Origin of the sequence: Kribbella sp. NPDC051587 (assembly GCF_044453945.1) — a bacterium.
In the GTDB taxonomy this organism is placed as follows: Bacteria; Actinomycetota; Actinomycetes; order Propionibacteriales; family Kribbellaceae; genus Kribbella.
This window is the reverse complement of record NZ_JBITDE010000018.1, coordinates 67,954-80,458: the sequence shown is the minus strand read 5'-3', so window position 1 is coordinate 80,458 and position 12,505 is coordinate 67,954. Positions and strand designations below refer to the sequence as shown.

At 68.1% G+C, this 12,505-nt stretch carries 11 protein-coding genes; 10 read left to right on the top strand and 1 reads right to left on the bottom strand.

Features of this window, described 5'->3' with window-relative positions; translation table 11 throughout:
* Positions 1-11 precede the first annotated feature (11 nt).
* Genes ACIA49_RS38925 through ACIA49_RS38900 form a run of 6 tightly spaced genes read left to right on the top strand, consistent with a single transcriptional unit; the run spans position 12 to position 5,824 of the window.
* Positions 12-1,313, top strand: coding sequence for a UDP-N-acetylglucosamine 1-carboxyvinyltransferase (locus ACIA49_RS38925; RefSeq protein WP_396383313.1), 1,302 nt, complete (start codon positions 12-14; stop codon positions 1,311-1,313).
* Entirely contained in the window at positions 1,310-2,533 is a 1,224-nt protein-coding gene (locus tag ACIA49_RS38920; protein WP_396383312.1) for a metallophosphoesterase, read from the top strand. Before ACIA49_RS38925 ends, ACIA49_RS38920 begins: the two co-directional genes overlap by 4 nt.
* On the top strand, positions 2,530-3,063 hold the full coding sequence (gene dcd, locus ACIA49_RS38915; RefSeq protein ID WP_396383311.1) for a dCTP deaminase: 534 nt from the start codon (positions 2,530-2,532) through the stop codon (positions 3,061-3,063). The genes ACIA49_RS38920 and dcd overlap by 4 nt, the downstream gene beginning before the upstream one ends.
* Entirely contained in the window at positions 3,060-3,596 is a 537-nt protein-coding gene (locus tag ACIA49_RS38910) for a dCTP deaminase domain-containing protein (protein ID WP_396383310.1), read from the top strand. The genes dcd and ACIA49_RS38910 overlap by 4 nt, the downstream gene beginning before the upstream one ends.
* A complete protein-coding gene (locus ACIA49_RS38905) occupies positions 3,593-4,750 on the top strand; it encodes a glycosyltransferase family 4 protein (protein ID WP_396383309.1) in 1,158 nt (385 codons plus the stop codon). Before ACIA49_RS38910 ends, ACIA49_RS38905 begins: the two co-directional genes overlap by 4 nt.
* A 36-nt stretch (positions 4,751-4,786) precedes the next feature.
* Positions 4,787-5,824, top strand: a complete 1,038-nt coding sequence (locus ACIA49_RS38900) for a serine hydrolase domain-containing protein (protein WP_396383308.1) — start codon at positions 4,787-4,789, stop codon at positions 5,822-5,824.
* A 48-nt stretch (positions 5,825-5,872) separates the two neighbouring features.
* Here ACIA49_RS38900 and ACIA49_RS38895 read toward each other — a convergent pair whose 3' ends face one another.
* Positions 5,873-6,865, bottom strand: a complete 993-nt coding sequence (locus tag ACIA49_RS38895) for an ATP-dependent DNA ligase (protein ID WP_396383307.1) — start codon at positions 6,863-6,865, stop codon at positions 5,873-5,875.
* A 252-nt stretch (positions 6,866-7,117) separates the two neighbouring features.
* Here ACIA49_RS38895 and ACIA49_RS38890 point away from each other — a divergent pair, with 252 nt between their 5' ends.
* The 4 genes from ACIA49_RS38890 to ACIA49_RS38875 all read left to right on the top strand — a co-directional run bounded on the left by ACIA49_RS38890 (position 7,118) and on the right by ACIA49_RS38875 (position 12,503).
* Positions 7,118-8,539 (top strand): alpha/beta fold hydrolase, encoded by a 1,422-nt coding sequence (locus ACIA49_RS38890; RefSeq protein WP_396383306.1) that lies wholly within the window; start codon positions 7,118-7,120, stop codon positions 8,537-8,539.
* 218 nt (positions 8,540-8,757) lie between these two features.
* A complete protein-coding gene (locus tag ACIA49_RS38885) occupies positions 8,758-10,017 on the top strand; it encodes an MFS transporter (protein ID WP_396383305.1) in 1,260 nt (419 codons plus the stop codon).
* A 229-nt stretch (positions 10,018-10,246) separates the two neighbouring features.
* Positions 10,247-11,533 (top strand): diguanylate cyclase, encoded by a 1,287-nt coding sequence (locus tag ACIA49_RS38880; RefSeq protein ID WP_396383304.1) that lies wholly within the window; start codon positions 10,247-10,249, stop codon positions 11,531-11,533.
* Positions 11,534-11,687: 154 nt separating this feature from the next.
* Positions 11,688-12,503, top strand: coding sequence for a hypothetical protein (locus tag ACIA49_RS38875; protein ID WP_396383303.1), 816 nt, complete (start codon positions 11,688-11,690; stop codon positions 12,501-12,503).
* Positions 12,504-12,505 lie beyond the last annotated feature (2 nt).

Sequence of the window (12,505 nt, the reverse complement as noted above, 5' to 3'; positions counted from 1 at the left end):
GTGGAGGCTTTGTGACACTCGATCTCCGGACTCATCCCCGCACGACCTTGACCGTGAGGTCCGGTCGTCCGCTGTCGGGCACCGTGCGCGTAGATGGCTCCAAGAACGCCGCATTGCCGCTGCTGGCCGCGGCTGCGGCGGTAGGCCGGCCGGTCAAGCTGGCCAATGTGCCACGCAGCACAGACGTACAGCTGATGGCGGCCTTGCTGAAGCAGAGCGGCTTCGCGGTGGCACGGCGCAAAGGCCACCTCGAGATCAAGCCGAACCTCCTGTCCGTGCTGGTCCCGGATTTGCCGGAGGCTGCACGCATCCGCGCCTCGTACTACCTCGTCCCAGCGTTGCTGGCCTGGTACGGCACTGCCCAGCTGCCGTTGCCAGGTGGCTGCCGTATCGGCGATCGCGGGATGGATCTGCACTTCGACGTCTACCGGGCCTTCGGCGACCAGGTCGACAGCGACATCGCGGGGTACCGGGTTCGGAAGTCGGCATCCACCGAGCCGCTGACGGTGCGGCTGCCCTTTCGATCCCGCGGCGCCAGTGTCTGCGCTGTGTTGCGTGCGGTGGTCGGGCGGCAGCGGCTGCGGCTGGAGAATCCGAATCTGTCACCTGAGTTCACCGGCATGCTGGCCGCGCTTCGAACGGCCGACTACAGGATCGAGGTCAGCCCGGAGGCTGTCACAGTGGTCCCACCGGTGTATGGCTCGACCACGGAGCTGACGTGGGATGTCCCGGGCGACAAGATCGAGGCTGGCACGATCGCGGCCGCGATCGCTGCGACCGGGGGCACCGGCCGCATCGAAGGCGTCGACAGCGAGGGCCTTATGCCGATGGTCGCGGCCCTGAACTGCCTGGGGATTCCCGCTGCAGCCGTCAACGACGCTCTCGTGATCGCCGACACGGCGAGGCCTGAGCGATCTTTGCTGGAGGCGGTGGCCACGCTCGACCCTGATGGCCTGGATGCCGATTTCGAGCCAGCGCTCATGGCGCTGGCGCTCAGCGTTCCCGGTACCCATGTCTTCGCCGACGAGATCAACCCGGGCCGGCACGGCAACCTGCTGCCACAGCTGGCCCGGCTCGGCGCGACCATCGAGGAGTTGTCACCGACCAGATGCCGCCTGACCGGTCCTCAACAGCTGACCGGCACCCGCGTAGAAGCAACCGACATCCGTACCGGCTCCGCACTCCTGATCGCCGGCCTCACCGCGGCCGGTACGACGACCATCACCGGCCTGGACCAGCTTCGCCGAGGGCACCCCGATCTGCCGGGCAAGCTGCGCTGGCTGGGCGCCGAGATCGCCGGAGATGAGCAGTGACGACCCGGGTTCTCGATCAGGTCGTCGCGACGACCGACTTCCACTCCAGCCTCGACCGAGCCGGGCAGTTGATGGGTCACCTTCACGCTCAACGACCGCGCTCGCTGGTGGTCGACTGCGGTGACTTCTTCGAAGGCACCGGCTACTACTCGCTCGGCCGCGGCGACGTCGAGCGCCGGCTGCTGCTGTCGGCCTACGACGTGATCGCGCCCGGGAACCACGGCTGGAGCCACCATTTCGAGCCGAAGCTGCGCGAGCTGACGGTGTGCGCGAACGCCGTGGACACCGATGGGAGGTGGCTGTTCCGCCAGTTCCACAAGGCCCGGATCGGGAACCGCACGGTGGGTGTCACCGCGGTCATCAGCCCGCAGGCGTTCAGCGCGATCCCGCTGGCGGAAAGAGCCTCGCATCGGGTGTTCGATCCTGCGGCGGCGCTGTGGGAGCTTCGGGGCCGCAACCTCGATGTCCAGGACTGGATCGTGCTGTCGCACAGCGGTTTCACCGCCGACCAGCTGCTCGCCGCCAAATGCCCGTTCGTCTCGGTCGTGTTCTCAGGACACTGCCACAGCCCGAAGTACGGCCCACTGCGGGTGGGGCGAACGTTGGTCGTCAAAGGCCCGGAGCTCGGCCGCGGTTACGCCGCGGCCGAGCCCACCCCAGCCGGCTGGACCGCGCGCAGTCTGCTGGCCGACTCGCCAGCACCGGTCCCGCGACGATTCGCGCCGATCGCCGACCAGATCACCAACCTGCACAGCCGGTTGACCGCTCCTATGGGCACCATCCTCGAGCCCTGGCGCAATCGGACGGTCGAACCACGCGAACTCCTGACCGCGGTGGTCGCCTGGCTGCATGAGCGGCGCAGCGATCTACCGGTGATCCTCAACGAGCCCGCCCTGCGCACGGTCCAACTGGGCGAAGTCCTGACGCTGGCCGATCTGCTGGCCGTCGAGCCGTTCGCGAACGAACTCGTCCACACGCCGTTGCCGTACCGCAACGGCGGCGTGCAGACGGTCTTGCAGCAACTCACCGACCGTGCCGGGCCTCTCCTGACAGCGCCCGCCGAACTGCCCTCTCCTGTCCATACCGCGCTGATGACCGGCTATCTGGCCGAAACCTTCCAGGTCCACTGTCACGGGCCTGCGGGACTGACGCTGGGCGGCGCTGTGTGTCACGTGTTGACCGGGGCCGGCCCCGCCATCCCGGAAGGAGGCGCCCTGTGATCCTCACCGGTCCTGAGATCACCGCCGCGGCCAAGGACCACCGTCTGCAGATCACGCCGTTCGACCTCAATCAGGTCAACCCGAACAGCTACAACGTGCGCCTCGGGCCTACTCTGCTGACCTACACCAACGAGGTCCTGGACGCCTGCACTCGCAATCCGACGACCTCGATCGAGATCGACGAGTCCGGGTTCGTCCTGCAGCCCGGCGAGCTGTATCTGGGTCACACCATCGAGCAGGTCGGATCGGACCAGTTTGTGCCGTTGTTGTTCGGCCGTTCGTCGGTCGGGCGGCTCGGGTTGTTCGTCGAGATCACCGCGCCGATCGGCGACCTGGGCTTTCACGGTCAGTGGACCTTGATGTTGAGCCCGGTGCGTCCGGTGCGGGTCTATCCGGGGATGAAGATCGCGCAGATCATGTTCTTCGTCGCTGCCGGCGCGGTGGACCTGTACACCGGCAAGTACCAAGCCGCCACCGGACCACAGGCTTCACGGTCGTGGTGGGACTCCCGCCCGGTGGGGGTGTCATGATCCTCACCGGGGCGGCGATCGCCGAAGCCGCCGCCGCTGGGGAGATCGTGATCGATCCGTTCGACCCGGCCAGGTTGTCGTCGAACGCCTACGACTGGCGCCTCGGGGACACGCTGTGGATCTGCAGCGGCGACCTCGACGCGGCCACACCGACCGACGTATCCCAGAAGATCACCGTCCCCGCCGACGGCTATCTCCTGGAACCCGGTGTGCTGTACCTCGGCCACACCCTGGAGAAAACCAGCTCCGAGCACTACGCCCAGCTCATCAACGGCGACCGCACGATCGGTGCCCTCGGCATCTGGGTCCACGTCTCCGCGCCACTGGGCCACGTTGGCCACGGGATCCAATGGACGCTCGAGATCCGTGTGGCGAAACGAGTCCGGGTGTACGCGGGCATGACGTTCGGCAAGCTCGTGTTCCTGCGAGCCTTCGGACCTGCCGCCAGCTACCAGCGCCACGGCCTGAAGTACGCCGCGACCAGCGGTATCGACATCTCCCGGCTCTACGAGGAGATCGGCTCCTCACAATGACGTCTGCAGCAGCGAGGATCCGCGCCGCGACGTGTCTTGATCTGCCCGTGGGCAGTCCCGGCGGCAGTGTCGAGCTCTTCCTCGACCTGTACGCCGGTACGGCGCCGCTGATCGACGCCACTGCATTCATGCTGCAGCCCATCGCCGCCCAGTCGCCTGCGCCACCCGGGGTCGGCCTGCTGCCGGTCGACGGCAAATGCATCGAAGGACGCCGGTTCTGGCAGTACGTCGACCGGCTGACGCACGCCTTGACCGGACACCTCGCCCCGGACGCGGTCGACGTCGTTCATCTGCAGCACCTGGCCTTCGGTGGCACCCCGGCACTGCGCGCAGCCCTTCCGCACCATCCACAGATCGCCTTGGTGCACGGCACCGATCTGTTGTTCGCCGAGACCCACCCCGACCAGCTGCAGGTCCTGCGGGATACCGCCGCCCGTGCGGATGCGATCGTCGTGCCGACCGGCGCGATGGCCGATCGGCTCAGGCGTCTGGCTCCCGGGGTCGACAGTGCCAGGATCCACCACATCGCCTGGGGCATTCCCGATCACCTGCACACCGCGACGCCGGCAACAACTCCATCTCCCGATCGAGTCCTGCGACTTCTGTACGCCGGACGGCTGAGCGCCGAGAAGGGTGGCAGCCGACTGGTCAGCTCGCTGAGCGGCGTCCGCGATGTCCACCTGAGTATCGCGGCGCCAGAAGGCGAATTCGACAACCTGGCACCGGAGCTCGACCGCTCCGGCATCGCGTTCAGCTATCTCGGATGGCTCAGCCGCCCGCAGCTGTGGGAGACATTCGCCGGCCACGACGTCCTTGTCATGCCGTCGACGACGATCGAGGCCATGGGGCTGGTCGCACTCGAGGCCCAGGCCTGCGGCCTGCCCGTGATCTACCAGCCCGTTCCCGGGCTGCGCGACGCGCTGGGGGACTCAGCCCTTCCCACCGACTTCACCAGCCCCGCAGCCGTCGCGAAGACGCTCGAGACCTTCAGAAGTTCAGCGGACCTGCGAGCAGAGCTGCGGGCCGGCGGCCGAGCCAACGCCGCCAACTACTCGCTCGCCCGGACCGCAGAGCAACTGACCCAGCTCGGCCGCGAGCTCGTAGCCTCCCGGCCATGCCATTCGGGGGCAGCCCGGGTTCGATCACTAGGGTGATCGGCAATCACTCATCCACGAGACAGGGCACTTTGCATGATCAGCGCTGACGACGTCGTAGAGCTCCTCGATGCTGGCTGCCGCGACCGGGTCTTCCCCGGAGCCGTCTGGCGCATCGGCGACGTGGACGGTGCCAGCGTCGGCGGCGCGGTGGGTGTCTTGGATCCCGAGCGGCCCGATCAGCCGATGAGAGACGACACGGTCTTCGACGTTGCCAGCCTCACGAAGGTGCTGGCCGTCTGGGCATCCATCGGGGTCCTGACCGCGGCCGAGCAGCTGGTCCTCGATCGGCGTCTGGACTCGTTCTGGCCCGACGTCGCAGGGTACGAACTGGGACAGGTGACAGCGCACCAGCTCCTGACCCATACCGCGGGCTTGCCGCTGCGGGCGAACTTGAAGAACCTGTACGGCACTGATCGCGCGGCGATCAGGACTGGTGTGCTGGCGGAGGCGTTGCACCGGCCGCCGGGCCAGGCCGTCGAGTACACCGACCGCGCGGCCTTGATCCTCGGCTACCTCGCCGAGTATTTATCCGGTGAGCCGCTGGACCAGTTCGTGACGCGCCGGGTCTGGGCGCCGCTCGGCATGGTCTCCACCCAGTTCGGTCCGCTTCCCGCCGGCGTCGTCGAGCGCTGTGCACCGACGGAGTTCGACCCGGAGGCGGGTGCCCGGATCAAGGGGACGCCGCACGACTACTCTGCTCGCCTGCTCGGCGTCTGCGGTATCGCCGGTGCCTTCTCGATCGCAGCAGATCTCGGGGCGTTTCTGCAGCACATGCTGCAGGCCAGCAACGAGACGACGGCGGGCTTCGGGTCAGACTGGGTGAGCGAGTCGCTCACAGTCCAGACAGGCAACCTCGACGCGGAACGGGGCTACTTCTGGCAGCCAGCTCCCGTGACCGCTCCGGCCGACGATGTCTGGGTGCACTACGGCTTCACCGGCACGGCGATGTGGATCTGTCCCACGGCGGGCAGATGGGCGACCCTGCTGACAAACAAGCTCTACTACACGCGCGAACGCGAACCGCTCATGGCGATTCGCGACCAGTTCAGGTCCCTCATCTTCGGCAGATAGAGCCGACAGCAGCCGCGCTGTCGGACATTGCTGAGGCGGCAGCGCGGTTCAGTCGGTGGGCAGCTTCTCGACGTCAGCCGGCGTGAGGTCGGTGCGGTGGCGAAGGAACCGCAGCGGGTGCCGGTAATGACCGGCCTGCATCGCCGTGTCGGCCAAGACCTCGACCACGACGTTCGGCCGGACCTTCACGATCGCGGTCTTGCCCTGGCCCCAGCGGGTGCTGAGCTGGTCCGGCCACGGATGCCGTGCCCCGGCCTGCTTAAGCAGTGCCGCGACGGCGGCGGCCTGGGCGGGCTTCAGCCTGGTCGTGCGACCAACGACCTCAAGGACCTTGCCTCGAAACCGGCCCACGATCAGCGTCTCCGGGTGCTGCAGCGACCCGGTGACGGCTCCCAGAACGGCTTCGGTCGTGTCCCTCGTCTTCCACTTGGACCAGGCCCGCTGCCCCGGTTGATACCTGGTCGACGCTCCCTTGACGACCAGCCCCTCGACCCCGCTGGCCTTGAACGCGTCCAGCCATTCCCGCGCCTCGGCGGCATCTGCCGTGACCGGCGACAGCTGCAGCGGCGGACGCCAGTTCGCGCCCAGTGCTTCCAGCCGCCTGCGGCGCGTCGACCACCGCATGGAGCGAATGTCGGTGCCGTCGACCGCGAGGACATCAAACACGACGAACGAGGCCGGACGGGCTGGCGCAAGCTCGGTACGCACGCTGGCGGCCGAGCTGACGTTGCGCAGCTGAAGCGCGTCGAAGTCCATACGCTCACCGGTCCACACCACCAGCTCGCCGTCCAGGACGCAGTCGACGCCGACCTGGCGAGCCAGCGCCTGGGCGACGTCGGGGAACTTCGCCGTGAAGTCCTTGCCATTTCGCGACCACAACCGGGCCCGCCCGCCGGCCATGACCGCACCGGCGCGAAACCCGTCCCACTTCAACTCGAACTGCGAACCGCCGGGCATCGCGTGCTCACCGGGCAGCTGCTCGACCGCCTTGGCGAGCTCGAACGCGACCGGCCCGGCCAGTCCGGGCGATAAGTTGCCCACAGCCCCAGTGTCACTCCCGCGGCCGCGCGAGGACACCTGTTGACGACTCCGGTTTCACGGCGAGCTCGGCTCGGTTGCGTCACGCCCAGCCATCTTGTCTGTGCGGCCAGCGTGTGTGTCAGACCCGAGCGCGTCGCAGTACCCGCAGGGCGACGGGTGGGCGCCGACAGACGCTCGGCGCGCAGGACTGGCCGGGTCGTGCCAGGCTCACTTCGTGCAATTTCACGCGTTCAGCAGCGAGAAGGGCTTCAGATGGGCGACCTAGGACAGACCTGCGTTGTCGATGGCATCGAGCTGGCGTACCGGTACGTCGACGGTGATGCACCGTGCATCGTGTTCGTGTCGGGGCTCGGCGGCTCAGGAACCGGATGGGACGAGGTGATCGGCCGCCTGCCCGCTGGGTCGTCGACGTTCATCTACGACCGGGCCGGCTGCGGCAGCAGCGGGGCGGTCGACGAGGCGACCGCCGCAGGGGATCCGCAGCCGGTCAGCTGGAGCGCGAAGCAGCTGCTCAACCTCCTGCAGCTGGCTGGCGTGGACGGTCCGCTGGTGCTTGTAGGGCATTCCATCGGCGGGCTCATCGTGGATGCGTTCGCGCGATTGTGGCCCGACGACGTCAGGGGCCTGGTGCTGGTGGATGCCAGTGACCCGACCCTGCATACGGCACTGGACAAGGACAAGCTCGTGCTGATCGACGGGCGAGACGGCGAGGCATCCCGGATCTCGTACCCGGCGACGCTGAGCGAGTTCGAGCACGGTCCGACCGAACCGGTCCCGACCGTGGTGATCAGCTCGGCGATCTGGCGCTGGCTGCCCGTCAAGGACGTCGACGACTACCGCCCGCTCACCATGGTGGACATGGACCATTGGTGGCAGCGTCACCAACTGAATCTCGCGAGCCGGTGGTCAGGCCATTTGGTGGTCCCGCACTTTGCCGGCCACCTCGTCCACAAGGACTCCCCGGGCCTCGTTGCACATGTCGTCGAGCAGGTGGCCGCGGCGCAAGGCGGTTCGATCGAGCTGGACCAGGCAGCGCTCATCCGCAGCGGCGGCACTGCCCGAATCACCGCGACAGCAGACGGGTTCGTGGAATGGGGCCCGGAAGGTCCGCGGGTGCCGATGACACCTGAGCGACTCCGCAGCGAGCTCGAGCGCCGGGCAGCCCGCGATCAGGAGGCACGCAGCGCGGTGGAGGGCTGGTCGGAGAATCCGAGGAAAGAGGAATGGGACGCGGTGCGGGCGGTGGATGCCGACAACACCCGCTGGCTCGCCGAGCTCGTCGATGAGGACGGGTGGCCGAAGCGGTCCGAGATCGGTGAGGAGGCGGCGACCAACGCGTGGTTGCTAGCGCAGCACGCCGACGCCGATCCGGAGACCCAGCTTCTGTTTCACCGGCTGATGGGCGAGGCCGTTGAGGCTGGTGAGGCCTCGCCGAAGTACCTCGGCTACTTGGAGGACCGCGTCAGGGTCCGGGCGAGCCGGCCGCAGCTGTACGGGACACAGTTCACGTCGACCGATGACGGGCGCGCGCTCGTTCCAGAGCCCATAGAAGATCCGGAGGGTCTGGCGGCGCGCCGGGCCGCGGTGGGGATGGAGCCGTTCGAGGTGAACGAGGCCAGGCTGCTGCAGGAGTGGGGCGGTCCGAGCGACGCCGCCAGTCGTCCCGCCGAGTGATCTACTGGCAGCTCAATGGGCGCGGCCTCGAAGGCGGCCGGTGGGACGAGAGGGCTGGAGGTGTGACGTGAGCAGCGCAGATGTCGAGGTCCATCCCGAGGTTCTGCAGGCTATTTCGGCGTTTCGCGCCCGGTGCACTGTCCGGCGAGATTCCCGCGCCACCGATGCTCGTTAGCCGGTACGCGCCGACGCGACGGATTGTTGGATACCGTGAGGTGGTGACTCGCCGGCCCGCCCCGCAGCCCGGTCAGGATCCAGCAGAACCGAAGACGACCTACCGCGATGTGTTCGCGGTGGCGGAGTTTCGTGCGTTGTGGTTCGCGCAGCTGGCGTCCGTGGCCGGCGACCAGCTCGCCCGGGTGGCGCTGGCTGTGCTGGTGTTCGACCGAACGGGATCCGCGGGGTTGTCGGCGTTGACGTACGCGTTGACGTTTCTGCCCGACCTGGTGGCGGGGCCGTTGCTGTCGGGTCTGGCGGACCGGTTCTCGCGGCGCCGGGTGATGATCGTGTGCGACCTGGCGCGGATGGTGTTGGTCGCGGTGATGGCTGTTCCTGGTGCGCCGTTGTGGGTGCTGTGCGGGTTGCTGGTCGTGGTGCAGTTGTTCGCCTCGCCGTTCCAGGCAGCGCGGGCGGCGTTGCTGCCGTCGATCCTGACCGATGAGCCGTACGTGAAGGCGAGCGCGATCTCGAACATGACGTCGCAGTTCGCGCAGGTGGCCGGGTTCGTTGCCGGCGGCAACCTCGTGGCTGCCCTCGGTGCACGCGACACGTTGCTGGTCGACGCGGGGACCTTTGCGGTGTCGGCCGCGCTGATCGGGTTCGGGATCCGTGACTACCCCGTGGACAGCCGTACGGCGGGGCGTCCGGCCTGGATGGCGCAGATCGCCGCGGGCGCGCGGCTGGTGTGGGGCGATCGGCGGCTGCGGTATCTGGTGATGCTGGCGTCGCTGATGGGGTTCTACATCACCGTCGAAGGCCTCGCCGTCCCCTATGCAGCGGCGCTGCCTGCCGGGCCCGTCACCGGGCCGGTGGCTGCCGGGCTGCTTCTGGCGGCGAATCCGGCCGGGACGGTGACGGGGATGCTGCTGCTGACCCGGCAGGACCCGGCGGTGCGGGTCCGGCTGATCCGGCCGTTGGCGATCGGGTCGTGTGCCCCGCTGATCGGCTGTGTCGTCGAGCCGGGCCTGGTCGTGACGGTGGCGCTGTGGTTCGTGTCGGGGTTGTTCTCGGCCTACCAGCTGCAGGCGAACGTGATGTTCGTGCAGGCGGTCCCGGACGGGCAGCGGGGCCAGGCGTTCGGCCTGGCCCGCACCGTGATGATCGTTGCGCAGGGGATCGGGATCTTGCTGGCCGGGCTGGCGGCGGACCGTTGGCGGCCCGCTGCGGTGGTGGCGGCGGCCGGCGTGCTCGGGGTGATCGCGGCCACGGCTGCGGCCACGGGGTTCACCCGGGCACAGCGTGCGCACACGCCGGCCTGACCCTCGACGGTCAACGGATGGGGAATGGGGGTGTGGATGTCAGTGCCACTCGCCGTTGCGCATAGCAGGCACCTCCTCCCAAGGGGGCTCTCCCGCAACACCAGGCGGTGACATTCGGTGACATGCCGATTACCCTGGCGGTGGGGACCTACGTGAGGCGGGGGTTGTTCCAATGTTGAGTATCCGGCATCGGTGGCCCGGCCGCCGCCGCCCGGACAGGTCGCGCGCGGTGCGCAGCTGGGAGCTGTGGTCGATCCCGCCTGTCCTGCTCAGCTACGTCCTGGCCGTCGACGGCCTGGCTCTCGCGGCGCCGCTGCTCGCGTACGGCGTGGACCCGATTGGGTCGGTCGATCTGGTCCGGTTCGCGGTCCTGGCTGTGGGTTCTGCGATCCACATCGAGGCGGCACGGGGGATCGAGAAGCTGCGAGAGCTCGCGGCCGAAGGCCTCCCGTACGTCAACCTCAAAGGCATGTGGACCTTCGCGGGAGTTCTCCTGCTCCCGCCGCCACTGGCATTCGCACTGATCGTGACGACCTACCTGCACTCGTGGCTGCGCCTGAACCGCGTCCGCGCCTACCGCCTGATCTTCACCACCGCGACCATCGTCCTCGGTTCGGCCGCCGCAGCCCTCGTTCTGCAGGCACTGTTGCCTGGCGGCTACCTGGGGGAGCCGTACGGCCCGGTCGGCCTGGCTGTGCTCGTACTTGCCGGCCTGGCGTACTGGTTCGTCAACTACGGTCTCGTCATCGGCGCCGTACTGCTGTCCAGCCCGGAAACCACCGCCCGTGAGATGGTCGGCCGGCTCACCGACCACTTCATCGGCCTAGGCTCCCTCGGCCTGGGAGCAGTGACCGCGATCTTGCTGATAGCTCAGCCGTGGATGAGCCCACTCCTGCTTGTTCCGGTTCTCGGTCTGCAGTACGGGTTGCTGGCCGGGCAGTTCCAGACAGCGGCCCGCACCGATACCAAGACCGGGCTCGTCAACGCAGCCTTCTGGCACGAGATGGCCAGCAAGGAGCTTGAGCGCGCCACGAGCACCAACTCACCGGTGAGCGTGCTGTACGTGGACCTGGATTTTTTCAAGCCCATCAACGACACCCATGGGCACGACGCCGGCGACAAAGTCCTGCAAACCGTCGCCGCCGAACTCCAGCAGGTGCTCCAGGCCGTGGCCGCCGAACTCCAGCGAGCCACCCGCTCCGACGACCTCGTCGGCCGGCTCGGCGGCGAGGAGTTCGCCGTGCTGCTTCCCAGCACCAGCCCCGCCGATGCGGCCGAGATCGCCGAGCGCATCCGCCGACGGGTCGAGGGCCTGAGCGTGCGGGTGAACAGCAAAGCAGGACAGAGCGCGGTCATCGACAACCTGACCTGCTCTGTCGGGGTTGCCACCTTCCCCGATGCCGCGAGCACCCTGGAACTGCTGGTCCAGGCCGCTGACGAAGCCCAGTACGCCGCCAAGGATGCCGGGCGGAACCGCATCGTTGTCGCGCCGACGGCTGCACCGCAAGAAGGCTGAACTCGCCGGCCCGGTGAGTCCACCGGCGGAGCTGCCCAGGGCGGGGGAGACGCTGAGGGCTGAGGCAACGATCTGGCGCACTGCAACCGCGGCACGGACATGGGGGCACAATCGACGGCATGAACGAAGTGAGGGCACGCCTGTGCAGCAACTGATGTTTGACTCACCACTTGGCACCTACAGCGTCGCCGTTGCCCCGGAGTCCATCTGGATTCACCAGGGCATGGGGACGCACTATCTGCAGCTCCAGCTCGACATCGGTGTTCCCGAGGTGGGCACTGAGGCTGGTCGCCTGTTGTGCCTGGAGACAACCCTGTCGGCGCCGCGTGGTAGCAGCGGCTCGACTGTTCCGCTGGCCCAGGTGAACGTCTCGGTGCCTTTCTCGCCCGACGGCGGGCTCCAGCGGGTCAGTCCGCAGTACTTCCTCACGAATGCCCAGCTGCTGGCCGTCGAGCAGCACCGCACTGATGACCTGCGCCTGGAGCTGCGCATCCGGGCCTATCTGCCGCAGGCGGCCGGGTACCCGGGATGCGCCGAGGTTGTCGAACCGGTCGTGGTTGCCGACAGCAGGTGGCGCAAACAGCTCAAAGGGCTTGGACGGACGCTCGGCGTCGACATGGTCATCCCGTTCCCGGCCGGTGACGGACCCCGCCAGGCGGTTGCCGATCTGCTTCGCGATGCTCAGCGGATGCTCGGCGGCAATGACGTCGACGGCGCGATGCTCCGGATCCGGCGGGCGCTGGAGGAAATCAAACAGATCGCCGGCTGGACTCCACCTCCCGGCAGTTCGAATCGCAATGACCGCGCGGCCACCGCCGAGCAGCGATGGGCCGGTATCCGAGCGGCGCTGGAGCATCAGGCCAGCGGAGCGATGCACGGCGACGGCGGTACGAAGGGCTACGTCTACAGCCGGGCTGAGGCCGAGGCGCTGATCGGACTCACCGCGGCGCTGCTGACGATCGTGCCCTGACG

Coding starts and splice junctions, on each gene's coding strand:
- ACIA49_RS38890 (WP_396383306.1), top strand. CDS start 7,118: ATGGGCGACCTAGGACAGACCTGCGTTGTCGATGGCATCGAGCTGGCG.
- ACIA49_RS38875 (WP_396383303.1), top strand. CDS start 11,688: ATGTTTGACTCACCACTTGGCACCTACAGCGTCGCCGTTGCCCCGGAG.
- ACIA49_RS38910 (WP_396383310.1), top strand. CDS start 3,060: ATGATCCTCACCGGGGCGGCGATCGCCGAAGCCGCCGCCGCTGGGGAG.
- ACIA49_RS38905 (WP_396383309.1), top strand. CDS start 3,593: ATGACGTCTGCAGCAGCGAGGATCCGCGCCGCGACGTGTCTTGATCTG.
- ACIA49_RS38900 (WP_396383308.1), top strand. CDS start 4,787: ATGATCAGCGCTGACGACGTCGTAGAGCTCCTCGATGCTGGCTGCCGC.